Here is a 21,568-nt window from a genome sequence, read left to right as displayed (position 1 = left end):
CTCTGCCCCTTCTTCTGTCCGCAGAAGAAGGGTTGGGGATGAAAGCACCGTCATCACGCCGCGTCCTGCATAGTCTTGCTGATCAGCGTTTTACTCTGCTGTCACCCCGCCCTCTTACACCTACGCAAGAGGGAGTTAACACCCTTGAACACGCAGTAAACACAACAGAAGGTAGCCATGTCCGATAACAACCAAGACAATACTCCAGCCCAAGCCGCCAGTTCAGCGCAATACGGCGCATCCTCCATCCAGATTCTGGAAGGCCTGGAAGCCGTGCGTAAGCGCCCCGGCATGTACATTGGCGATACATCGGATGGCACCGGCTTGCATCATCTGGTATTTGAAGTTTTAGATAACTCGATTGACGAATCGCTGGCAGGACACTGTACCGAGATCAACGTTGCGATTCATACCGACAATTCCATCTCCATAACTGATAACGGTCGCGGCATTCCGACCGGCATCAAATGGGACGATAAGCACGAACCAAAACGCAGCGCCGCCGAAATCGTCATGACCGAATTGCATGCAGGTGGTAAATTCGATCAGAACTCGTACAAAGTATCCGGTGGTTTGCATGGTGTCGGTGTTTCCTGCGTGAATGGCTTGTCCAAATTACTGAAGCTGACGATACGCCGCGATGGCAAAGTTCACACCATGGAATTTGTCCGTGGTGTTCCGCAAAACCGTGAACTTGAAACGGTTGATGGCGTTCTCACTTCCCCGATCAAAGTCATCGGTGACACGGACAAACGCGGCACCGAAGTTCATTTCTGGGCTGACGAAGAAATCTTCACGCATGTTGAATTTCATTACGAGATCCTGGCAAAACGTATCCGCGAACTCTCATTCCTGAATAACGGCGTACGCATCAAACTGAATGATCACCGCACCGGCAAAGAAGAAGTATTTGCTTTTGAAGGTGGCACCCGTGGTTTCGTTGAATACATCAACAAGAATAAATCGGTCTTGCATCCGACCATTTTCCAAGCAACTGGTGAAAAAATGTCGGATCAGGGCACCAACATCACCGTGGACGTTTCCATGCAATGGAACGATGCCTACAACGAACAAGTGCTGTGCTTCACCAACAATATTCCGCAACGCGACGGCGGAACGCATCTGACCGGTTTGCGTGCAGCGATGACGCGCGTGATCAATAAATATATCGACGAACACGAATACGCAAAGAAAGCCAAAGTCGAAGTCACCGGCGACGATATGCGCGAAGGCTTAACCTGCGTCTTGTCCGTCAAAGTTCCTGAACCAAAATTCAGCTCGCAGACAAAAGATAAGCTGGTGTCTTCTGAAGTGCGCGGCCCTGTCGAAGAAATCGTCACCAAAACATTGACGGATTATCTGGCTGAAAAACCAAACGACGCCAAAATCATTTGCGGCAAAATCGTTGAAGCATCGCGCGCCCGCGAAGCCGCCCGCAAAGCCCGCGAACTGACTCGTCGTAAAGGCGTGATGGATGGTTTAGGCTTATCTTCCAAACTCGCCGACTGCCAGGAAAAAGACCCTGCCCTGTGCGAACTGTATATCGTCGAAGGTGACTCTGCGGGTGGCTCTGCGAAGCAAGGCCGTGATCGTAAATTCCAGGCGATTTTGCCATTGCGCGGTAAAGTGCTGAACGTAGAAAAAGCCCGCTTTGAAAAAATGCTGTCGAGCGAACAGATCACCACCCTGATCGCCACCCTCGGCACATCCATCGGCCCTGACGAATTCAACGCCGATAAATTACGCTATCACCGCATCATCATCATGACCGATGCCGACGTTGACGGTGCCCACATCCGCACCCTGCTGCTGACCCTGTTCTATCGCCAGATGCCGCAACTGGTCGAACGCGGCCACATCTACATCGCACAACCACCACTCTACAAAGTCAAAGCCGGTCGCGATGAACGCTACCTCAAAGACGATGCCGAAGAAGCGCAATACATGATGACCGTGGCACTGACCAACGCATCGCTGATACCAAGCACAGGCGCAGCGCCTATCACTGGCGACGCACTGGCCGAATTGGTACGCCAATACAATCTGGCCAACGCCATCATGACCCGTCTGACACGCCTGATCGATCGCGCCGCACTGACAGCGATCATGACTGGTGTCACCCTGAATTTTGAGAGCGCAGAAAGTACCGAACAAACTGCTCTGCAAATGACCAACACCATCAACGACCCGGCAATCAAAGTCGTCGCCATCAATGATGATGTCAATGGCACCCGTACCCTGCGTGTAGAACGCCTGCATCATGGCAACATCAAAGTCAGCAACATCGAATCTGATTTCGTCGTCAGCGCCGATTACAAAGTATTGGAAAACGCGGCCGCCACATTTAAAGGCTTGTTAGGCGAAGGCGCGTTCATCCGCCGTGGTGAAGGCGAACGCATCAAGGAAATCGCTGTGCAGGATTTCCACCACGCCATGCTGTGGTTGCGCGAAGAAGCCGAACGCGGCGTCTCCAAACAGCGCTACAAAGGTCTGGGTGAAATGAACCCAAGCCAACTCTGGGAAACCACCATGGACCCAACCGTGCGCCGCTTACTCAAAGTGCAAATCGAAGACGCGATCGCCGCCGACCAGATCTTCACCACCCTGATGGGCGACGACGTAGAACCCCGCCGTGCCTTCATTGAAAGCAATGCGTTAAGGGCGGGGAATATTGACGTTTGATATAACATGGAACAACAAAAAGCCCTGCCATTTGGTTGGGCTTTTTTGTTGAATGAGAAAATATAAAACAGTAAGGCCAGACACATATCATCCACGCGCACTTCCAGTCATTCGCCCCTGCAAGGCGCATAGACATTGCGCGACAAGGCCGCGCTGAATTAAGATTTTTCTTTATCAGAATACCAGCGGAGAAATCATGGCTATTCAACTCGATCTAAGTTCATTAGAAAATGCCTTGCAACGTCTGAGCGAAGCATTACAAGCCTACGCTGCTGATGCACACAATTCACTTTATCGCGACGCTTGTATTCAACGCTTTGAATTCTGCTACGAGCTTTCGCACAAAATGCTCAAGCGTTATCTCGAACTTGCTGCGGCTAATCCGGTTGAAATTGATGAGCTGCCATTCGCAGACTTAATCAGAACCGGCAGCGAACAAGGCTTACTGCGCAACGGCTGGGATCGTTGGAAAGATTACCGTAAAGCACGGAGTATCACCAGCCACACCTATGACGAATCCAAAGCCATTGAAGTCATGCAAATCGTGCCGGATTTTCTGCTTGAGGGGCAAGCATTACTGGCAGAACTGAAAAAACGCGGTACGCCGCCAACGTGAAACATGTGATGACAAATCCAGCAAACACGCAGCCAAACATCGCCATCACGCCAGACCAATGGCTGATCGTCTCCGCCATATTACAAAAACACGTACCAGAGAACGAAGTTTGGGCTTTTGGTTCAAGGGCAACCCACACAGAAAAACCGTACTCCGATCTGGATCTCGCCATCATCGGCAATACTCCCTTAACACTCAGCCTGCTCGCCACAATCGAACACGATTTCTCCGAATCAAATTTGCCTTTCAAGGTGGATGTGGTGGATTGGGCGACGCTGAGTCCAGCGTTTCGTGAAATTGTTCAAAGTCATAGAGTCAAACTTAAGTGAAAAAGTGCACGCACTGACTCAACGAAGCTGCAGTTTTGTAGAAAAGAGACGATCTAACAGATCTTCATGATTCAGTCTCCAAGGATATCCGTGGTTGCGCACTTTCCGATTTTCTTTCTCGGACATCGTAAACTCAAAAACAATTTCATTACTCAAAACAAGTTGGATGAATTTTTGTATTGAAGGCTGTTCACAATAGACGAACTCTTTGTATTTGAACTGTGTACCACTTTTTGAAATTTCCGCCTTGATAAATGCTGTCCGACTGTGTTTTTCTAGTAAGCGATCTTCCAACGTTTGATACGGCCAATATCCGATTTGTTCGAATTGTTTTAGTAATTCGACTATGGCATTAACATCGTTTGCCTTAAGAAGAAGACCGAGGTTATTCTCCTTTGTCGTTAGCTGCGAGTAACAAGCCAATCTACCATCGCCGTTGAGCCTTCCTATTTTTTCAAGTCGCGCATAATTACTGAGCTTTTCCGCCCATACTGGAGCTTCTTGGAATAAGTTAATCTTTCCCGTTGAACGCGTGCCTTCTGATTTCAATTTTTTGCATTTGATTTCGATACCGCGATAATCGGCTTTCTTATCATTATTCTCTTCAATCCCTACCAATGACTCGAAGGTGTAACCAATACCCGTGTCACCGCTACGCAAGTTTTTAACCCATCCCATCTCTGCGATTTGATCGAACTTTTGAAGAAGGTCCGTAAGAGGCTCGTCAAACTGTAGTTCGGTTGAACTGATGTCGCGAAGCGCAACAAGTCCTGGTTCTGGATCTAACTTTTCAGAGAACAGTAAGGGATAAATTTGCGCAAATTTATTTCCCTCATCTGATAATGCCCCATCAATGTAATACGATTCAGAGCCATCCTCATGCATAGCTTTAACAAAGACAGCCAAAATAAAACCATGATTCTTGTCGTTAAGAATGCCGTTGAGTCGGGTGATGCGTCGCTCTGGGTAACGTTGGTAATACTTCCAAGCTAGTTCAACAGGCTTACAGGTGATGCTGTCAAACGCATTGAAAAACGTCGTTGCGTTTTCATTGATATCGACAATCTCTAACTCAGGGAAAAAATCATAATGTTCCGTTGGTATGAGAACACCATGGCGACCAGAATCATCATTCTTGGTAAGAATTTTCGCCAATATTTCGCCAGATTTAAGACGTCTGCCCGCTGCCTGCACCATTGCTCGAACATAGTCTTCAAGCGTCAAGATATTTTGATTCATTGGAAAAATTGGCTTTACAAAGGTACTAAAGTCTAATGGCGAATAAGCAAATGAACAACGATTATGAATTTACTCTAAGTAAGATGAGTAGACATTGCGTTTGCGATGTAGCTCATCACATCCACAACGACTGAATTTCCAAACTGCTTATACGCACGGGTATCTGATACCGGAATTTTGAAGGTGTCAGGAAAGCCCATTAAGCGAGCACATTCTCTGGGCGTTAACCTTCTTGGATTTTTGTTTTTTCCTTGGCTAACTAAAATCTCAGAACCATCTTTGTAATAACGAGCAGACAGGGTTCGCGTGACGCTATCTTTGGTGACGAGGCCAAAGCCAAATCCATTACCTTTTTCCTTATGCTTCGCTGCGTAGTTTTGCAAGTAAGTCCACAGATTGTCGGTGAGCGTATATTTGTCTAAAGGTTTTTTGTTTTTGTGATCGAAGTAGGCCGAATCATCCCAAGGGAGAAAAGGTTCCGTGCCATCGGTCTTGTGCAAAATATCGCCGAGTTTTCGCTCACCTTTGGGCGGTAAATCTAATCCGTGTAAATCGAATTGTATGTTCAGGTCATTGCGGAAACCAACGATCAGAATACGTTCGCGATGCTGTGGTACGAAGTGTGCGCCATCGATCACGCGATAACTCATGGTGTATCCCAGCTCTTCGAGGCTACGTTTGATGACGTCAAAGGTTCGGCCCTTGTCATGCGATGTCAGATTCTTCACGTTTTCCAGTAAAAATGCCCGAGGTTTTTTTTCATCGATGATGCGGCAGATGTCGAAGAATAATGTGCCTTGCGTTTCATCGTTGAAACCATGTGCACGACCCAGGGCATTTTTCTTGGATACTCCCGCAATAGAAAAAGGCTGGCAAGGAAAGCCTCCGAGTAATACATCGTGATCTGGAATATTTTCGGCAGCGATTTGGGTAATATCACCGTTGATCTGGTGGTTATTAGGATAATTGTGCGCATAAGTTTTTTGCGCGTAAGTATCCCATTCACTAGTGAATACACAATGACCACCAACGCTATCAAAGGCCTGACGAATACCACCGATTCCGGCGAACAAATCGATGAAAGTGAATGCAGCATTCTTCGCAGCATCAGGATCGCTATCACCCAGCGGTAAAATTTGCTGAAGAGCATAGGATAAGTAAGGCGGAGGTTCATTTTCACGTGCCTCCCAGCGTCTTACCTGGCGAGCGTTGACGCCCAGTATTGTTGCTATTTCTTCTTGAGTTTTAAATTGGCGGGCAGCCGCTAAATATTGAAGCACTGCGTCGGAATCATGGGTTTGAATTGGGTCTGGCATAAACATCTCGCTGGGAATTTTACAGGACAATACGTCCAATTTTTAACCCAGTCAAGTTTTTACTGTGTGTAAACACAGTAAATTATAAATGAGCTTTATAGTTCTATCTCAAAACCAATATCATTGGTCTGTGTGTGCAAACAAAAAGTGGTGCGATGGCAGATGTTCACAGCAAGGCAGCACGCTCAAAAAATATGCGTGCTATCAAAGCAAAAAATACTCAACCAGAGTTACTGATCCGGCAGGCATTGTATGCCCGGGGATTTCGTTATCGTCTGCATGACAAAGGCTTACCTGGCACCCCGGACATCGTATTGAAAAAGTATAAAGCGCTTATTTTTATCAACGGCTGTTTCTGGCACGGGCACCGCTGCCATCTGTCGAAAATACCTCAAACCAGAACGGCATTCTGGCTGGCTAAGATCTCCGACAATATCGCGCGGGATCAGCGTCACCAGACTCAGCTGCTGGCATCTGAATGGCGTTATGCGGTTATCTGGGAATGTGCACTAAAAGGAAAAACGCGCCTCAGAGCAGATTATCTGATCGACTGTGTGGAAGACTGGATCATTAACAGCAATTCAAAGAGTCTTGAAATCAGCGGAGCGTCTGTGAAGTAAGGCGGAAACCGCTTTCTTCGCGTCACTTCTTGCACTTTCTGGTGAGTAGCTTAGTCCGCAATCGAGCTCGGTCTGATTCAGGCTCACTGACCAGACGTACCCACCCCGAAAATGGTCTGGATCAGGCTCTATCCATATAACCATGTCGTCAATCACTTCCTCGATATATCCGGTCATTCTATTCTCCAACAAATGTGATAGTTAATCTGGTTGTTTGTTTGAGTTTAGATCTTCAATATGAGATGGTCTACGGACGATGAGTCTCATTTCATTCTGACTGAATTAGTCTGTCTGGCAGCATCAATATCGACATGCTGTTTCAAGCGAGTCAGATGCACACACATAAAATCCGGCATTCTGCCACCCCTTGCTGACCCTGCTATGATGGCGCGGGTTTTGGGTTCGTCACGCACCCAAAGCAGCCAATTTTTTAGTTCCGCTTTTATTCGCTTTCAGGAGACAGCATGCCGCAACTTAAACTGACCTATTTCGATTTTCATGGTGGCCGTGGTGAGCCAGTACGGCTGGCGTTGGCGCTAGGCGGGGTGGCGTTTGAAGATCATCGTTTCAGCTATCCCGAATTTGCCGACGTGCGCAAAGCGACGCCGTTCGGGCAGGTGCCAGTGCTAGAGGTGGATGGTGTGCAACTGACGCAGTGTGATGCGATCCTGCGTTATGCGGGCAAGCTGGCGGGTCTGTATCCGCAAGATGCGTTGCAGGCTTTGTACTGCGACGAGGTGAGCTTTGTCGTGGAAGAGGCGGGTATCAGGATGGGCCCGACTTATCGTATGACGGGTGAAGAGCAAAAGGCAGCGCGCCTGGCTTTGGTGAACGGTTCGATGCCGGTTTATCTGCGCTGGCTGGAGCAGCGTTTGCTGGCGCAAGGCGGCGAATACTTTGCTGATGGTCGCCTGACGATCGCCGATCTGAAGGTGTTTGTGGATATCCGTAATTTGAATGCCGGTCGTCTGGATCATGTGCCGACCGATCTGGTGGCGCAAGTTGCACCGGCGCTGAATGCGCATAATCAGCGCATCGCGGCCTTGCCTGCGGTGCAGGCGTATTACGCGAAATTTGCTCAATAAAGCGGCAGTGACAAACAAAAAGTACGGCAACCAGCCGAATAACGTCTGCAAGACTGTGTATTGATCAGGTCTGCAGCCTGAAATGCTGCCAGCAGCCGCATGGAATTTCAGACCTTGAACGCAGACCCGGGTTTTCGTGCGATTTTTTGCCGCCTCTTTTTCCGCTTCAAAAAAAACAGCCGGTATCAACACCGGCTGTTTTTTTATGCGTCAGCGTATTGCTTAACGGCTGTTCTGTTTGCAGGTAAAACTGGTCGTAGTCACCTTATCGACATTACCCTGACCACAAGTGGCAACGGCTTGTTGCGACATCACGCTGATTTGTTTGCCAGCTTCAGCAGTGCTTTCAACGACCGAAATACAGGCGCTTAAGCTGGCAACGATGGCGACCAGGCTCAGGATATGCAGGATTTTTTTCATAGTCTCACTCTCAGATTGATTTAATTTGGCAAAGCAGACATGTCGTTGGTCGCTTCGTCATTTGATAGACCGGCATGCTGTTGCTTGGTTCCCTGCATGCCGGAGCGAGTGGCAGGCCATCACCACTGTTTAAACTTAACGTTTCAACAATCTATCCGGCTGACTTGCAACACACCTTTATTTCCGGTGATAACAAAGACGCAGCTATTGCGCCTGAAAGAAGCGCGAAATGCTACTTTTATCAGCAACCGGGTTTGTAAGTGAGCCGCCGTTGTGGCGTTATTTGTAGGCATGTTTTGCTTCATTTTGTATCATGAAGCTAAGAAAACGTGCAGAAACTTGGGAATCCGATAAAACCGCCTGCCTTTACAGGCGTTTGCCTGTCCCAAATCGCACAGAAAACGTGAAACATCTGGACGCAGCGTGTACCATTGAATATTCTTATCTATTTCCATGGTACAAGTGTTCTGCGTGCGGCGATTGACGCTGCGCTGAGTTCCCGGTAACACTGCCACGCAGAGGAGAAAATCATGTCTGGCTTCGCCCTGTCACCGCAAACATACTTGCGAGAACCGATGGCAAACCTGCTTAGCCGTATCGCCCTGTTTCGTGTGGTATTTACCAGCGAAGCGCGACGGCACGACATTACTCCCGGCGCTGGGCGAAACGATGTGTCTGCGAACGTGTCAGCCAACGTGTCGGTCATAGCGCATCGGCCACTGCGCGGACAAAATAACAATAGATAACAATCATTTCAAGAAACCTAATTCAGGAGTTGGTCATGAGTAACGAAGAAAAAAGAGTTGTCTACGGAACAGAAGATCTGTTGACCAGTTTATGCAATTCGGTCACGCGAGTACTGAACGTAGCGACGCAAAGCAAGATTCATTACTCTGCGATGGTGCAAAGAATTACCAAAATCGGTCTGAAGCCGGATATCGGTTGTTTCGTCTTATTTGACGGTGGATTTTCCGGTTTGGTAGTGTTGAATTTTGCAGGCAACGCCGCGTTGGAAATTTACGAAAAATACATGCTCAGCATGGGCATGCCGAAATCGGAACTCGCCTCGTCGTTCAGCTCGGACGAAGTGTCAAATATCCTCGGCGAACTGATGAATCAGATCGTTGGGGACTTTACCGGCAAAATACGCCGGGAACTGCAAACCAACATCACCCAGAATCAACCAAAAATGCTGGTGCTGAATAAGCAGGTGATGCTGAGTGTGGATACGCCGCTGGATCGCCCTGAAATCCGTCGCGTGTCGTTTTTCACTGAAAACAATAATATTTTCTATCTCGAACTCGCGATTGATCGCACGGAATTCATTAAATTGCATGATTTTGATTCCAGCGAAATCATTGATCCGGATGCCTTGCTGGATATGGAACAAGCCGACCAGAGCAAAGCAGCGCCAGCCGCAGCCGCACCGGTGGTGGATGACGAAAGCGATGAACTGTTACGTTCGTTAGGCATGTAAGCACCGGCGTCTGTGGCTGATCTGCACCTGATCAACGCAACAGCTGTTTTGAAAAATAAAGAACGTCACGTAACGATATGGCTTACGTGGCGTTTTTTATTGGCAAAACGCATTTTCAGCCAATTTGCTGTAAACACCCCCTAATGTTCATGCGGGTTTCCAAGGCATACCCCTGTATCCCCGCATAGATATTGGCTGTTGGCAGCATCACCCGGCAGAAGTCCATTTAATGCGGGGTTTGCAATGTCGCGTCGCTCATGCCAAGATACGCGCCCTGTCTGAATGATAAATCGCGCGGCAATCGTCTGTCGCACCTGAGTTTCCCTGATGAATACCACTCACCCACCGCATGCTGTTTCCCGCTTACGTACTGCCCGTCTGGCACGCAGCACGCGACCGTTTCTGGCGCGCGGCGGGCCGCATGGCGAGCGTTGCGGTGGCTGCCGCCTGATACTCAGCCATTGCATCTGCGCGCTGCGTCCTGTGGTGCCGACGCGTGCCGGGGTGTGCCTGATCATGGCAGAACATGAAGCGCTCAAGCCCAGTAACACAGGTTGGCTGATCGCTGATGTGGTGCCGGATACGATGGCATTTGGCTGGGCGCGCACGGAAGTGGATCCCGCCTTGCTGGCGGTGCTGGCGGACCCGCAATGGCAGCCATATGTGGTGTTTCCGGGTGAATTTGTGGCGCCAGAGCGGGTGATTACGCAATTACTACCGGAACAGAACGTTGCGGATTCCAGCGAACCCGCAGCCGCAATCACAAAGAAACGGCCGCTGTTCATTTTGCTCGATGCGACCTGGCCGGAAGCCCGCAAAATATTCAAAAAAAGCCCGTATCTGGAACAATTTCCTGTGCTGAGTCTGTTGCCGGAACAATTGTCGCGCTACCGTTTGCGCCGTTCGCGTCGTGATGAACATTTGTGCACATCGGAAGTCGCCGGTTTATGTCTGCAACTGGCGGGCGATGTGTTCGCCGCGCAAACGCTGGAAGCGTATCTGGATGTGTTCAGCGAACATTATCTGCGCGCCAAACAGCAATTGAAGGTGGACTGGGAAGACGATTTCCATCAGCGTTTGCGCGCATTGGCGGCAGCGGCAACATCAACGCCCCAAGCCTGATGACACGACAAAGCTGGCGCGAAATATCCGTCGCTGACAGCAAAATCGACAGCAGCATTGAACAGACTGCGCATCTGGTGGATAATTCGGCCTATGAACGATACTACACAACTCCCCCCATTACCGGATCGCCTGTCGGTTGATCCGCGCAGCCCTTACTACGTCGCCGCCGTGTTTGAACACGAAGTGGGCATCAAGCTCAACGGTAAAGAGCGTCTGGACGTCGAAGAATATTGCATCAGCGAAGGCTGGATCAGCGTGCCAGCAGGCAAGGCGCGTGACCGTAAAGGCAATCCGCTGATGATCAAAGTCAAAGGTGAGGTCGAGGCGTTTTATCGCTGATGTCTGCCGCTCAGGCGCGAATCTGACGATGGCGTCTGTATCTATCATTACTGCAACTCAAATGAAAAAGTCCCTGTATTCATGCGCTGGTCAGGCCATTTTCGCGCCACAAAGCGCATGAACACAGCGGGCTGGCATCGACTGATGCCATTGCTTTTACTGGCATTGGTCACAACGCTGACTGCCACCGCCTATGCAAATGCAGATGAACAAACCTTTCCTGTCAGACTCAGTCGCAACGAACATCTGTTGTTAGAAAAACTGGTCTGTGGCATTCCATTCGGTGTCGGCGTTGCAGAGATTGATGCGCGCGCTTTCAGCGCTCAGGCGGACAAGGCAAATTACGCCGATGTGAAATGCCGTCCGCATGCGCAACTCAAGACCCAGCCTTTATATTACGTTGCCCAATGCGGGCGCGATGGTAAGCAATGGAGTTGTGGCGCGGCAGAGGTGGAAACAATCGTGCCACTGCAAGCGCGTAAGCTGATTGTGCGACCAGGAACAGTGCCACCGCAACGCGCAACAGAAGCGATACAAACCATCAGCACCTACGGATATTTTCAGGCGAAATCGCTCGATGCAGCGCTGCAGTCAACCTGCACTATGGGCATGGGCGACACAGCGGATCTGGTTGAAATTTCTTGTCGGCGCTGGTCGATCACGGTGTCATTCTGGTGCCCGCAGAAATCACCACAATCGCCCTGCCCACGTGTGATTTATATGGGAGAGCGTTGAAAAAATCAGCGCAGGAAAAGCGTTCAGCAAGTTTGCGAATGAAATTTAATCGAGAGCATTTGCTTTGATGATGCGGTTTAATTCACCGTTACGCACAAGTTTGCTGAAGGCATTGTCAATCTGCGCCATTACTTCTTTCGGAACCATTTTTCCACCCGCAATATAGGCCGGGCTGGGGTCAAGTATGACGGGGAGCAATCGGATATTCGGATGATTTTTCGGTGAGTAGGCACCGCTCTTAAAAAAAGAATCGCGGTGATAAAAAAATCTGCCGCGACCTGCTTCCAGTTTGATCAGATTCTGTTCGGCGGTCGGTGTGCCGCTATCGAGGATAATGCCTAACTGCTGCAAGCGTTCGACCTCGGCATGCCCTTGCATGATCAGCACTTTGCCGGCCTTGCCCAATTTTTTCACATCGCTCCAGTTATTCACAACGACATCATCACCAGCTCTGACTGCCAGCCGATAACCCGTCGTGTGCAAACCCTGTTTCAGAAACTGCATACCAGCAGCTTCACGCGATGCATTCTTTCTGGCGCCACAGATAATGTCACGCCGCCCGGCGCTGAGCTCATATTCGATACGGCGAATCGGCATAGGATCGTCATCCAGCAAAAAATGCAACTGCGGATCAATTGCCTCTATCGCACGATAGACGTCAACACATGGCCCTTTCCAGCCGCTTTCAGTTTTCACGTTATATGGCGCAGCACTTTCCCATATCGCTACGCGTAAATCCGTTGCAGATGCTTGCCATGCGCAAAACAATCCAAGTAAGCAAAACACTTGTTTCTTCATACATTGAAGTCGGTCAGTGGCGATAAATATTGAACTCACATTTAACCACATCTTGACCGCATCCCCGTGCGCAAGAAACCACGATATACGCGTTTATTTCGTTTTCGATCTGTAAGAAGAATTTTGTGATACAGGCTCGGCCAAAAAAGAGAATTAAAGTTAACAAATTCATTCGTGTCAGATATTCTTTAGTCAACCAGGATAAATCTGTTGATCACTACGGTACGCATACTCAGACTCAAATCTGAGTATCGTTGCCGGATCATTTTCTGGCATTCCCTTTTCACCATTGAGTAATTTTCTTCCAATATTTTATGACGCAATATTTGTTTTCATTCCTATACAAGCTGATGCTCATATTTTTAATGGCAATACTCAGTACGAGCGGTGCGTATTCGCAAACGCTGGAACAGCAGTCCGCCGAGTTGGATAACATTGCAAATGCCGCGACGGAAACAACATCAACTAAGGCAATCGCAGTGGCAAATGCTTTCGATCGCCTTATGCTTCCGTTTCTGGATGCAGAAAAAATAAAATTAACCACGCCATCTGATTTAAAAATTCTTTTTCGCGCGGCAGACATGACCGCTTTTTATACCGCTGAAACGAAATATGTAGAATATCTGCAGCGTATTTCCAAGGTGTCAGAAGAGCGCAAACTGATCACTGAAGAACACTATACAAAGTTATATTTCGCGCTCTTGCAGGTCAGAATGTTGAAAGAGGCAGACGCACTTTTGGCACGGCACAAACTATCAGTGAATGACGCTTTGCCTGCACATCGGGAAGCGCCTGATTTATCCGCTCAGATGCCAACAGAATGGCTGATTGAAGCAAACAGCTTATCTTTATTACGAAGAAATGTTGACATCAATCAGGGCGCAAAAATTATTGTGGTATCCAGCCCAGGATGCCATTTTTCCAGAAATGCGGTACGCGATATTTCGCAAGATCCCGCCTTGATGACGGTGTTTCGCGAACATGGAAAATGGCTGGTTCCGCAAATGCGCCACAGTTACTTTCACGACATCCAGAAGTGGAATCGTTCTTTTCCCAACTTTCAAATGACCATGGTTTATCAAGGACAGGAATGGAAAGACATTGACCATTGGGGAACGCCGACTTTTTATTTTTTTAAAAATGGAAAACTCAGCAGCAAGGTTACCGGCTGGCCGGAACAGGGAAATATAAAAGAACTGAAAAATTCACTGCAAAAAATCGGATTGCTTTGAGAATGAATTGGAATTAAAACAGATGAAATTTTTTCTCATCGTTCACAGGTATTAATCTGTTAAAGAAAAAATTTTTAAGAATACAGATCAGAAAACGTCTGCTTTGAGTTGTGTATTTTCATCAAGATGATAATTACGTATCACGGATGCTTTGATCAAAAAAAACGGCGCATATCATCTGATATGCGCCGTTTTTTTGAGCTGAATTATTTAGCTGGAGCTGTCTTCGCTGCTTCTGCTTTGACTTCAGTTTTCACTTCTGATTTTGCATCTGCTTTAGCTTCTTTCTTCGCTTCTTTTTTCGCATGTTTTACATGCTTTACTTTTTTCTCTGCGGTTGCACTGGCTGCTTTTGCTTCTACTACTGGTGCTGGCGGTGTCACTTTTGTTTCCGCTTTCGTTTCGGCTTTGACTGCAGCAGCTGGCGCACTTGCTTTGGCAGAAGCAGCTGGGGCTGCTGGTGTCTGGGCGAACGCTGTACCCATTGCGAAAGTAGTTGCGATGATAGCGGCGATAACTTGTTTCATGATAGGTCCTGTTCTTTCGTTGAGTTTGTTTTGCGTAGTCAATCTACGTAAGCTAATAACGCGGCCTTGCTACATTGTGTTGACATGTTTTTGAAAAAAATTGATGTATTTATTTTTTTATTTTCCCGTATTTTTATATCTGTTTTTCAGCTACAAAGAATGCAGTACGTTTTCATCGTGTATAAAAAAACCGGCGCACATCAATGATGTTACGCCGGTCTTTTACCTCAATTCAGAGGCAAAAAAATCAAACCATTATTTTGCTGGTGTCGTCTTTGTTGTATCTGTTTTTACTTCTGCTTTTGCATCTGCTTTGACTTCTGTGTTCGCTTCTTTTTTCATGTGTTTCACATGCTTAGATTTTTTTTCTGCCGATGGTACTGACGCTTTTGTTTCTGCTGCTGCGCTGGCAGGTTTTACTTCTGCAACCGCGGCTGGTGGCGCTACTTTTGTTTCGGCTTTCGCTTCGGCTTTTACAGCAGCGGCTGGCGCACTTGCTTTGGCAGGAGCAGCTGAGGCTGCTGGTGTCTGGGCGAACGCTGTACCCATTGCGAAAGTAGTTGCGATGATAGCGGCGATAACTTGTTTCATGATAGGTCCTGTTCTTTCGTTGAGTTTGTTTTGCGTAGTCAATCTACGTAAGCCAAGAACGCAGCCCGCTTGATTTCTGTTGACACGATATTTGCCGCAGAATTGTAGCCAATTGTTACGTCGTAAAAATAAAGGGAATTTATTTCCTTTGTCGATGCTGCATTTATTGATCGCATCTTATGCTGCACGCTGTGACGTTTTACCGAAACAGGACTACTATCTGCCACGCATGCTACGTGGCGAATTTTAAAATTCAGAAAGAAGAAACTTCATGACTTTAGCAAACTGGTGTGTACTGGCAGCATGTCTGTTACCCATCATCACGGTTGGGTTGGCAAAGGCGGAGTCGGCGAAACTGTCGCGGGAAGAAGGTCGCTATAACAACCAGCAACCACGTGTATGGGCGCAGCAGTTACAAGGCTGGCGACAACGCGCGAATGCCGCACAACAAAATGGCTGGGAAGCCTTGCCTTTGTTTATTGCAGCAGTCGTTCTCGCGCAGCAAGCGCATGCAGATCAGGGATGCATTGATACGCTTGCGATGATATTTATTGGTCTGCGGCTGATCTACGTCGCGACATACCTGACAAATATGAGCAATCTGCGCAGCCTGGTCTGGACAGCCGGCATTGCGGTGAATATCGCAATCTTACTGATGTCTTGAAACGTCTTTCAATCACAGGAACAGATGATGGATGAACAGGAATTACAGGCAACTTTATTCAGTATGTTGCCGACACCCGCGTATATTTTTGGCGCTCTTCTTTTTGGCATCATCGGCTTTGCGGCGTATCGCTACGGCAAAAAGATGGAACAAACGAAGTGTAAATGGCTGGGAATTGCGCTGATGCTCTACCCTTACCTCACTGGCAGCGATACGCGCTGGCTGTATGCCACTGGCACGGTACTATGCGCGGCCTTATACATTTACCGTAACGAATAAGCAAAGGAGAGCAAACATGCTGCGATAAGTCGTAGTGATTTGCGACATTGTTTTCTTCTGTGCATTCTGGCAATGCTCAGGAATTTATTTCGCGGGACATCATTCCGCCTCAACGCAGGAACAATAAATTTATAAATCGTTGACATTTACCCGCCCAGTGAACCGCTTTTTCCCTTTCCCAGCGTGTTAACATCAGTCCCCCGCTCGTTACAAATAGCAGCTATTGGCCGTTGCGCTAAAATGAACCCTCCTAAAGTTACTTCTATTCTCTTCATTTGCATGGGGAATATCTGCCGCTCTCCCACGGCGGAGGGAGTGTTTCGCGCCAAAGCGAAAGCGGCGGGGATATCAGAACAATTAGTTATCGATTCCGCCGGGACACATGCGTATCACATCGGTGAACCGCCCGATGCGCGCTCACATGGTTTTGCGGTCAAACGTGGCTTTGATTTGTCACAGCAACGGGCACGCCAGATAAAAGCGGAAGATTTCGTTAACTTCGATCTGCTGCTGGCGATGGATAAAAGTAATCTCGCCCTACTTCAGGCTGCGTGTCCTGAACCCTATCAGCATAAGCTGGATCTGTTGATGCATTACGCCCAACATACTCAGGCGGAAGAAGTGCCCGACCCGTATTATGGCGGCGTGAGCGGCTTTGATCTGGTGCTGGATTACATTGAAGACGCATCCGAAGGGCTGGTTGCCCGTTTACAAAAGTAAGCCTCAAAGACTTTTTACAGACTGATCGCCACAAATAGCCTGTTGTATGGACATTCCATGCATTCCGGGCACAGCATCACCGTATTGGAAATCCTCCCGTCTGTCCCAAATACGTCGCTGATATTCCACGTTGCTTCATCCCTGAATGCATTTCATCCCCTGAAATTAGCATTTCATCCATCAAAAAAGGCAACTTAAATCCTTGCCTCTTGTCCAAGCACGGCGACTTCGGAATACTTCCGGTTCAGTATCATCCCGTCCCTCTCACTTGCGCAAGAGACCTCTCATGTTACGAAAAACACTTATTGTCCTCGCTATTGCCTCAACGCTCGCCGCTTGCAGCAATAAAGAAGCAGAAAAACCAAAAAATGCGGCTTCTGCCAGCAGCGCCACAAGCAAAGCGGATAAACAGGATACCGCGGCAGCGCCAAAACTGATCATCGCTCCGGAAGACATCATGAAGGTGCAAAGCAATGCGCTGGCATCCGGCCCGGTCGTTACCGGTTCAATTCAGCCTGAACGTAAAGCAGATCTGCGGGCAGAAGTGTCCACGATCGTGCTGCAGGTGCTGAAAGAGAACGGGGATGTCGTCAAGCGCGGAGATGTACTGGTCAGACTCGATGAAACTTCTATCCGGGAAAATCTGAATTCAGCCGAAGACAATGCGCGCAGCGCAGCGCTCGCACTGGATCAGGCAGATCGTGCGCTGCAAAGGCTGAAGACACTGCGGGCCTCAGGAATGACTTCATTACAGGCGCTCGATGAGGCGGAAGTCAAAGTCAACGCGGCTCGCAGCGAATTATCCGCGTCCCGCGCCCGGGCCAGTACCGCGCGCCAGCAATTACAACGCACAATCGTGCGGGCACCGTTTGACGGTGTCGTCAGCGAACGCAAAGTCTCTGCCGGCGATACCGCAGCAATTGGAAAAGAACTGGTCAAAGTCATCGACCCGACCAGTATGCGTTTTACCGGACGTGTTTCTGCCGACAAAATTGCCCAGGTCAGAATCGGTCAGCCGGTCAGCTTCCGCATCAATGGTTATGGCGGTCAGGAATTCCGCGGCAAGGTAACTCGTGTTGACCCGGCGGCGAACGATGTCACGCGTCAGGTGGAGGTGCTGGTGGCATTTGCTGACAGTAATCAGCCGCGCGTATCAGGCCTGTACGCCGAAGGCAATATCGAATCCACGACAGTGAATGCCCTCACGTTACCGGAAGGCGCATTAGTGAAAGCAGGAGATAAATCCTATGCCTGGCGGATTAATGGAAAAGCCCTGAAACGGGTTGATCTGAATATAGGAAAACGCGATCAGCGCACCGGTCACTACGAAGTGCGCAGCGGGTTGACTGAGGGTGATGTCGTGATGCGCAGCCCGAATTCCAGCTTCAGAGACGGACAGGCAATCGAAATGGCAGCAACACCAAAAGTCGACGTGGCTATCGGTGCGAATCTGCCGGCATCGACCACTATCGCCAGCGGAGGCAACTGATTATGTTTTTATCTGATTTCAGTATCAAGCGACCGATCGCCACCATCGTGATGATCATCGCCCTGATGGCACTGGGTTTGCTGGCACTCAGCAAATTGCGGGTCAATCAGAATCCGGATGTCGAAGTTCCCGGCTTATCGGTGATCATCACTTATCCCGGTGCTTCACCAGATACGGCAGAACGTGAAATTATCAACCGTCTTGAAAAATCGCTGCAAAGCGTACAGGGTGTGAAAGCCCTGTATTCGTCGGCAAACGAGGGCTTTGCTGAATTCGACATTGAATTCGTGTTTAAAAAGAACATGATCGAAGCCAGTGATGATGTGCGCAATGTGATTTCTGCAGTGCGCTACAAAATGCCGACAGAAATGCGTGAACCTGTCATCAAACGCTGGGATCCATCGGCGCAACCTATTATCAACATGGCGCTGTCATCAAGCAAACTGAGCCATGCCGAAATTTCACGGATGGCGGAAGACCTGCTGGCCGATAAATTCCGTGCAGTTCCCGGTGTTGCCACAGTGGTTGTGAATGGCTCGCTGAAACGCGAATTATCGGTTTTACTCCGAGCTGAAAAACTGCGCGAATTTAACGTATCCGTCGGCGAAGTCGTGAATGCTCTGCGCAATCAGAATACCAACGCACCGGTCGGAAAAATTCGCGGCAAGCTGGATGAAGAAAGCATACGTCTGGTGGGACGTATAGAATCACCGGAGGAATTTCAGGGCATCGTCGTCAAACGGAATGGCGATCAGATCGTGCGTCTTGCGCAGGTCGCTACTATTGAAGACAGCTTTGCCGACATCAATGGTTTAAGCATACGCAGCGGCAAACCGAATGTCGGCATGCAAATCACGAAATCGCGTGAAGCAAGCACGGTCAGCGTTGCGACCGCCGTGCGCGAAATGGTGAAAGAAATTAATGGCGGTTTTGAAAAAGATCAGCCTGGCACCAAGCTTGAAATCACGCGCGATGGCGGTAAAGATGCTCAGAACAGCCTGAATAACGTGATTGAATCGCTGGTACTCGGTGCCGGTCTGACGATTTTTGTGGTGTATGCGTTTCTCAACTCATGGCGCTCCACACTGATTACGGCACTCAGCTTACCAACCTCGGTGGTCGCAGCCTTTATCGCGGTATGGTTGTGTGGCTTCACCCTGAATTTCATGACCCTGCTTGGTCTGTCACTGGCGATTGGCGTGCTGATCGATGATGCGATCGTGGTCCGTGAAAACATTGTGCGGCACATGCAAATGGGGTCAGACCGCCGCACGGCAGCGCTGGAAGGCACTGCTGAAATCGGTCTGGCGGTGGCAGCAACCACATTTTCGATTATTGCGGTATTTATTCCTGTCGCCTTTATGCCGGGTATGCCGGGTGAATGGTTCCGGCCTTTCGCGCTGACGGTGACCTGCTCGGTACTGGTCAGTCTGGGTATTTCATTCACGCTGGACCCGATGTTATCTGCTTACTGGGGCGATCCACCAGATCATCACACCGCGCCGAAAAAAGGTTTGGGAAAAATACTGGCACGTTTCAATGACTGGTTTGATCATCAGGCTGACCGTTATGGCCGTGTGATTGCCTGGGCTTTACATCATCGCCGCTGGATGGGCACAATTGCGCTGGTCAGCCTGATTACGGCTCTCGGTCTGCAAGTCAAATGGGGCGGTACCAGCTTTTTGCCGACCGCAGATTCCGGCAACCTGATGATAGAAGTGCGGACACCGGCGTCGTCATCTCTGGAATATGCGCGACTGAAAATGGAAAGAGCAGCCGCCATTGCGCGCACGATCGCAGAGACCAAAGACACTAACAGTAATATCACACCGTCGGGTGGTCGTATCTATGTCGACATCGGTAAGCGGACTGAACGCAAACGCAGCGCCAAAGAAATTGCGGTTGAATTGCGGAATAAAATCAAACCCCTGGTCGGTGCGGAATACACTGTTCTGGATGATCTGAACAACGGTGCACGGAAACCGGTGCAGATAGAATTTACCGGCCCGGATTCACGCAAGCTGCTGGAAATTACCAGTGCTTACATGGAAAAACTGCAGAACGTGCCGGGCGCGGTCGATATCGGCTTGTCTCAGCAAGATCCGAAAAAAGAACTGAAGATAGAACTGAACCGCGGCCTGGCCAATTCTATGGGCATTTCTTCGAATGATGCAGCACAAGCGTTGCGCGTTGCATTTGCCGGGATAGAAGTCGGTGACTGGGTCGATCCTACCGGTGAAACCCGCGACGTTGCGGTACGCCTGCATCCGGATGACCGTGTCAGCAAAGAAAACATCGAACGCCTGCCGATCGCCATCACCGGAACTAACCAGATGGTGCCGCTGGATCAGATCGCCAGTATCAGCATGGGCAAAGGGCCATCGGGCATTGAGCACAGTAACGGCAAGCGGACGATCACCGTTTCTGCCAATGCACAGGGTCGCTCGAACGGTGAAGTGATTGCCGATGCCAAGAAACTGGCGGAGTCGTTCAACTATCCGCCAGGCTACGGTCTGAACATTACCGGTTCGGGTCAGGATCAGGAAGAAGTGTTCGGCGCGATGATGATTGCATTGTTGTCCGGTATCGGTCTGATGTATCTGATTCTGGTGATGCAGTTCGGCTCATTCACTGCGCCGCTGGGCGTGATGCTGTCGCTGCCTTTATCGCTGATCGGCGTCGTACTGGCCTTGTTGATCACCGGCAGCACGATCAATCTGATGAGTCTGATCGGCGTCATTATGCTGATGGGTCTGGTGGCGAAAAATGCGATTCTGTTGCTCGATGCGGCACGTAAAAATGAAGCCGAAGGTATGAACCGCGAAGAAGCGCTGATGCAGGCTGGCCGCGTGCGTCTGCGTCCGATTCTGATGACAACGTTCGCACTGATCGCCGGTATGATGCCAGTCGCTCTGGGGCTGGGTGAAGGCGGTGAATTTTACCGTCCGCTGGCAATCGCCATTATCGGCGGCACCATCACCTCAACCCTGCTGACCTTGCTGGTCGTACCAACCTTCTACGACAGCATAGAAATTGCGAAAGATCGCATGATGGACAAGATGCATGCGCGTGGCACCCGTTATCATCCATCGCTGGCATTTATCGTCACTATGCTGGAAGCATTTTTCACGTTGACCTTTGTCCGCCTGATCTATCGCAGCCTGCTTAAATTGTGGCGGCTCATCAGTGGGCGCAAAGCCAGCACTGGCGTTGCCACAGTGAGCCTGTCAGGTGCAGATCAGGTGAAATAAGCGACGGCCTGCAACGATTATCCCCGTGCTGGGG

The 21,568-nt window shown here is 49.3% G+C and carries 22 protein-coding genes; 16 read left to right on the top strand and 6 right to left on the bottom strand.

What is annotated here, in order from left to right; all coding sequences use genetic code 11:
* Positions 1 to 177: 177 nt before the first annotated feature.
* From gyrB to H8K26_RS01070, 3 genes are all read left to right on the top strand, one after another.
* On the top strand, positions 178 to 2,682 hold the full coding sequence (gyrB, locus tag H8K26_RS01080; RefSeq protein WP_190476729.1) for a DNA topoisomerase (ATP-hydrolyzing) subunit B: 2,505 nt from the start codon (positions 178 to 180) through the stop codon (positions 2,680 to 2,682).
* Positions 2,683 to 2,878: 196 nt separating this feature from the next.
* The gene (locus H8K26_RS01075) at positions 2,879 to 3,298 is read left to right on the top strand and encodes a nucleotidyltransferase substrate binding protein (protein WP_190476728.1); all 420 of its coding nucleotides are present in this window, start codon (positions 2,879 to 2,881) and stop codon (positions 3,296 to 3,298) included.
* 8 nt (positions 3,299 to 3,306) lie between these two features.
* On the top strand, positions 3,307 to 3,627 hold the full coding sequence (locus H8K26_RS01070; protein ID WP_190476726.1) for a nucleotidyltransferase family protein: 321 nt from the start codon (positions 3,307 to 3,309) through the stop codon (positions 3,625 to 3,627).
* A gap of 18 nt (positions 3,628 to 3,645) precedes the next feature.
* Here H8K26_RS01070 and H8K26_RS01065 read toward each other — a convergent pair whose 3' ends face one another.
* Positions 3,646 to 4,866, bottom strand: coding sequence for an MvaI/BcnI family restriction endonuclease (locus tag H8K26_RS01065; protein ID WP_190476724.1), 1,221 nt, complete (start codon positions 4,864 to 4,866; stop codon positions 3,646 to 3,648).
* A gap of 74 nt (positions 4,867 to 4,940) precedes the next feature.
* On the bottom strand, positions 4,941 to 6,182 hold the full coding sequence (dcm, locus tag H8K26_RS01060) for a DNA (cytosine-5-)-methyltransferase (protein WP_223826777.1): 1,242 nt from the start codon (positions 6,180 to 6,182) through the stop codon (positions 4,941 to 4,943).
* Between the two features lie 155 nt (positions 6,183 to 6,337).
* Here dcm and H8K26_RS01055 point away from each other — a divergent pair, with 155 nt between their 5' ends.
* Together H8K26_RS01055 and H8K26_RS01050 are read left to right on the top strand one after the other, a co-directional pair.
* Positions 6,338 to 6,802, top strand: coding sequence for a very short patch repair endonuclease (locus H8K26_RS01055; protein WP_190476719.1), 465 nt, complete (start codon positions 6,338 to 6,340; stop codon positions 6,800 to 6,802).
* A gap of 464 nt (positions 6,803 to 7,266) precedes the next feature.
* Entirely contained in the window at positions 7,267 to 7,887 is a 621-nt protein-coding gene (locus H8K26_RS01050; RefSeq protein ID WP_190476717.1) for a glutathione S-transferase, read from the top strand.
* Between the two features lie 222 nt (positions 7,888 to 8,109).
* Here H8K26_RS01050 and H8K26_RS01045 read toward each other — a convergent pair whose 3' ends face one another.
* A complete protein-coding gene (locus H8K26_RS01045) occupies positions 8,110 to 8,307 on the bottom strand; it encodes a hypothetical protein (RefSeq protein ID WP_190476715.1) in 198 nt (65 codons plus the stop codon).
* A gap of 530 nt (positions 8,308 to 8,837) precedes the next feature.
* Between H8K26_RS01045 and H8K26_RS01040 the strand changes: the two genes are divergently transcribed.
* The 5 genes from H8K26_RS01040 to H8K26_RS01020 all read left to right on the top strand — a co-directional run bounded on the left by H8K26_RS01040 (position 8,838) and on the right by H8K26_RS01020 (position 11,983).
* A complete protein-coding gene (locus H8K26_RS01040; RefSeq protein ID WP_190476713.1) occupies positions 8,838 to 9,053 on the top strand; it encodes a hypothetical protein in 216 nt (71 codons plus the stop codon).
* A gap of 35 nt (positions 9,054 to 9,088) precedes the next feature.
* On the top strand, positions 9,089 to 9,784 hold the full coding sequence (locus tag H8K26_RS01035) for a DUF3334 family protein (RefSeq protein ID WP_190476711.1): 696 nt from the start codon (positions 9,089 to 9,091) through the stop codon (positions 9,782 to 9,784).
* Positions 9,785 to 10,111: 327 nt separating this feature from the next.
* A complete protein-coding gene (locus H8K26_RS01030; RefSeq protein ID WP_190476709.1) occupies positions 10,112 to 10,906 on the top strand; it encodes a tRNA-uridine aminocarboxypropyltransferase in 795 nt (264 codons plus the stop codon).
* Between the two features lie 93 nt (positions 10,907 to 10,999).
* On the top strand, positions 11,000 to 11,248 hold the full coding sequence (locus H8K26_RS01025) for a DUF3297 family protein (protein ID WP_190476707.1): 249 nt from the start codon (positions 11,000 to 11,002) through the stop codon (positions 11,246 to 11,248).
* 144 nt (positions 11,249 to 11,392) lie between these two features.
* Positions 11,393 to 11,983, top strand: coding sequence for a hypothetical protein (locus H8K26_RS01020; RefSeq protein ID WP_190476705.1), 591 nt, complete (start codon positions 11,393 to 11,395; stop codon positions 11,981 to 11,983).
* Positions 11,984 to 12,028: 45 nt separating this feature from the next.
* On the opposite strand, the gene H8K26_RS01015 is transcribed toward H8K26_RS01020, so the two are convergent.
* Positions 12,029 to 12,781 carry a substrate-binding periplasmic protein gene (locus tag H8K26_RS01015; protein ID WP_190476703.1) on the bottom strand — a complete coding sequence of 251 codons (753 nt, stop codon included), beginning with the start codon at positions 12,779 to 12,781 and terminating at the stop codon, positions 12,029 to 12,031.
* A 350-nt stretch (positions 12,782 to 13,131) separates the two neighbouring features.
* Between H8K26_RS01015 and H8K26_RS01010 the strand changes: the two genes are divergently transcribed.
* Positions 13,132 to 14,013 carry a hypothetical protein gene (locus H8K26_RS01010; protein ID WP_190476701.1) on the top strand — a complete coding sequence of 294 codons (882 nt, stop codon included), beginning with the start codon at positions 13,132 to 13,134 and terminating at the stop codon, positions 14,011 to 14,013.
* A 206-nt stretch (positions 14,014 to 14,219) separates the two neighbouring features.
* Here the strand turns inward: H8K26_RS01010 and H8K26_RS01005 are convergent, their stop codons facing one another.
* Both H8K26_RS01005 and H8K26_RS01000 read right to left on the bottom strand, forming a co-directional pair.
* On the bottom strand, positions 14,220 to 14,540 hold the full coding sequence (locus H8K26_RS01005; RefSeq protein WP_190476698.1) for a hypothetical protein: 321 nt from the start codon (positions 14,538 to 14,540) through the stop codon (positions 14,220 to 14,222).
* 255 nt (positions 14,541 to 14,795) lie between these two features.
* A complete protein-coding gene (locus H8K26_RS01000; RefSeq protein ID WP_190476696.1) occupies positions 14,796 to 15,131 on the bottom strand; it encodes a hypothetical protein in 336 nt (111 codons plus the stop codon).
* A gap of 271 nt (positions 15,132 to 15,402) precedes the next feature.
* On the opposite strand from H8K26_RS01000, the gene H8K26_RS00995 reads away from it, so the two are divergent.
* The 5 genes from H8K26_RS00995 (at position 15,403) to H8K26_RS00975 (ending at position 21,534) form a co-directional block, all read left to right on the top strand.
* Positions 15,403 to 15,795 carry an MAPEG family protein gene (locus H8K26_RS00995; protein WP_190476694.1) on the top strand — a complete coding sequence of 131 codons (393 nt, stop codon included), beginning with the start codon at positions 15,403 to 15,405 and terminating at the stop codon, positions 15,793 to 15,795.
* A gap of 24 nt (positions 15,796 to 15,819) precedes the next feature.
* Positions 15,820 to 16,074 (top strand): hypothetical protein, encoded by a 255-nt coding sequence (locus tag H8K26_RS00990; RefSeq protein ID WP_223826776.1) that lies wholly within the window; start codon positions 15,820 to 15,822, stop codon positions 16,072 to 16,074.
* A 240-nt stretch (positions 16,075 to 16,314) separates the two neighbouring features.
* Positions 16,315 to 16,794 (top strand): low molecular weight protein-tyrosine-phosphatase, encoded by a 480-nt coding sequence (locus H8K26_RS00985; RefSeq protein ID WP_186884014.1) that lies wholly within the window; start codon positions 16,315 to 16,317, stop codon positions 16,792 to 16,794.
* Positions 16,795 to 17,080: 286 nt separating this feature from the next.
* Positions 17,081 to 18,283: an efflux RND transporter periplasmic adaptor subunit gene (locus tag H8K26_RS00980; RefSeq protein WP_190476692.1), complete on the top strand. Its 1,203-nt coding sequence runs from the start codon at positions 17,081 to 17,083 to the stop codon at positions 18,281 to 18,283.
* 2 nt (positions 18,284 to 18,285) lie between these two features.
* Positions 18,286 to 21,534: an efflux RND transporter permease subunit gene (locus H8K26_RS00975; RefSeq protein ID WP_186896053.1), complete on the top strand. Its 3,249-nt coding sequence runs from the start codon at positions 18,286 to 18,288 to the stop codon at positions 21,532 to 21,534.
* Positions 21,535 to 21,568 lie beyond the last annotated feature (34 nt).

Source organism: Cognatundibacterium aquatile (genome assembly GCF_014699135.1).
Lineage (GTDB): Bacteria > Pseudomonadota > Gammaproteobacteria > Burkholderiales > Burkholderiaceae_D > Undibacterium > Undibacterium aquatile.
This window is presented reverse-complemented; position numbering and strand designations above follow the sequence as displayed.

Bases quoted from the DNA above. Each gene is read 5' to 3' on its own strand.
- gyrB (WP_190476729.1), top strand. From the start codon at position 178: ATGTCCGATAACAACCAAGACAATACTCCAGCCCAAGCCGCCAGTTCA.
- H8K26_RS01075 (WP_190476728.1), top strand. From the start codon at position 2,879: ATGGCTATTCAACTCGATCTAAGTTCATTAGAAAATGCCTTGCAACGT.
- H8K26_RS01070 (WP_190476726.1), top strand. From the start codon at position 3,307: ATGACAAATCCAGCAAACACGCAGCCAAACATCGCCATCACGCCAGAC.
- H8K26_RS01065 (WP_190476724.1), bottom strand. From the start codon at position 4,866: ATGAATCAAAATATCTTGACGCTTGAAGACTATGTTCGAGCAATGGTG.
- dcm (WP_223826777.1), bottom strand. From the start codon at position 6,182: ATGCCAGACCCAATTCAAACCCATGATTCCGACGCAGTGCTTCAATAT.
- H8K26_RS01055 (WP_190476719.1), top strand. From the start codon at position 6,338: ATGGCAGATGTTCACAGCAAGGCAGCACGCTCAAAAAATATGCGTGCT.
- H8K26_RS01050 (WP_190476717.1), top strand. From the start codon at position 7,267: ATGCCGCAACTTAAACTGACCTATTTCGATTTTCATGGTGGCCGTGGT.
- H8K26_RS01045 (WP_190476715.1), bottom strand. From the start codon at position 8,307: ATGAAAAAAATCCTGCATATCCTGAGCCTGGTCGCCATCGTTGCCAGC.
- H8K26_RS01040 (WP_190476713.1), top strand. From the start codon at position 8,838: ATGTCTGGCTTCGCCCTGTCACCGCAAACATACTTGCGAGAACCGATG.
- H8K26_RS01035 (WP_190476711.1), top strand. From the start codon at position 9,089: ATGAGTAACGAAGAAAAAAGAGTTGTCTACGGAACAGAAGATCTGTTG.
- H8K26_RS01030 (WP_190476709.1), top strand. From the start codon at position 10,112: ATGAATACCACTCACCCACCGCATGCTGTTTCCCGCTTACGTACTGCC.
- H8K26_RS01025 (WP_190476707.1), top strand. From the start codon at position 11,000: ATGAACGATACTACACAACTCCCCCCATTACCGGATCGCCTGTCGGTT.
- H8K26_RS01020 (WP_190476705.1), top strand. From the start codon at position 11,393: ATGCCATTGCTTTTACTGGCATTGGTCACAACGCTGACTGCCACCGCC.
- H8K26_RS01015 (WP_190476703.1), bottom strand. From the start codon at position 12,781: ATGAAGAAACAAGTGTTTTGCTTACTTGGATTGTTTTGCGCATGGCAA.
- H8K26_RS01010 (WP_190476701.1), top strand. From the start codon at position 13,132: ATGCTCATATTTTTAATGGCAATACTCAGTACGAGCGGTGCGTATTCG.
- H8K26_RS01005 (WP_190476698.1), bottom strand. From the start codon at position 14,540: ATGAAACAAGTTATCGCCGCTATCATCGCAACTACTTTCGCAATGGGT.
- H8K26_RS01000 (WP_190476696.1), bottom strand. From the start codon at position 15,131: ATGAAACAAGTTATCGCCGCTATCATCGCAACTACTTTCGCAATGGGT.
- H8K26_RS00995 (WP_190476694.1), top strand. From the start codon at position 15,403: ATGACTTTAGCAAACTGGTGTGTACTGGCAGCATGTCTGTTACCCATC.
- H8K26_RS00990 (WP_223826776.1), top strand. From the start codon at position 15,820: ATGATGGATGAACAGGAATTACAGGCAACTTTATTCAGTATGTTGCCG.
- H8K26_RS00985 (WP_186884014.1), top strand. From the start codon at position 16,315: ATGAACCCTCCTAAAGTTACTTCTATTCTCTTCATTTGCATGGGGAAT.
- H8K26_RS00980 (WP_190476692.1), top strand. From the start codon at position 17,081: ATGTTACGAAAAACACTTATTGTCCTCGCTATTGCCTCAACGCTCGCC.
- H8K26_RS00975 (WP_186896053.1), top strand. From the start codon at position 18,286: ATGTTTTTATCTGATTTCAGTATCAAGCGACCGATCGCCACCATCGTG.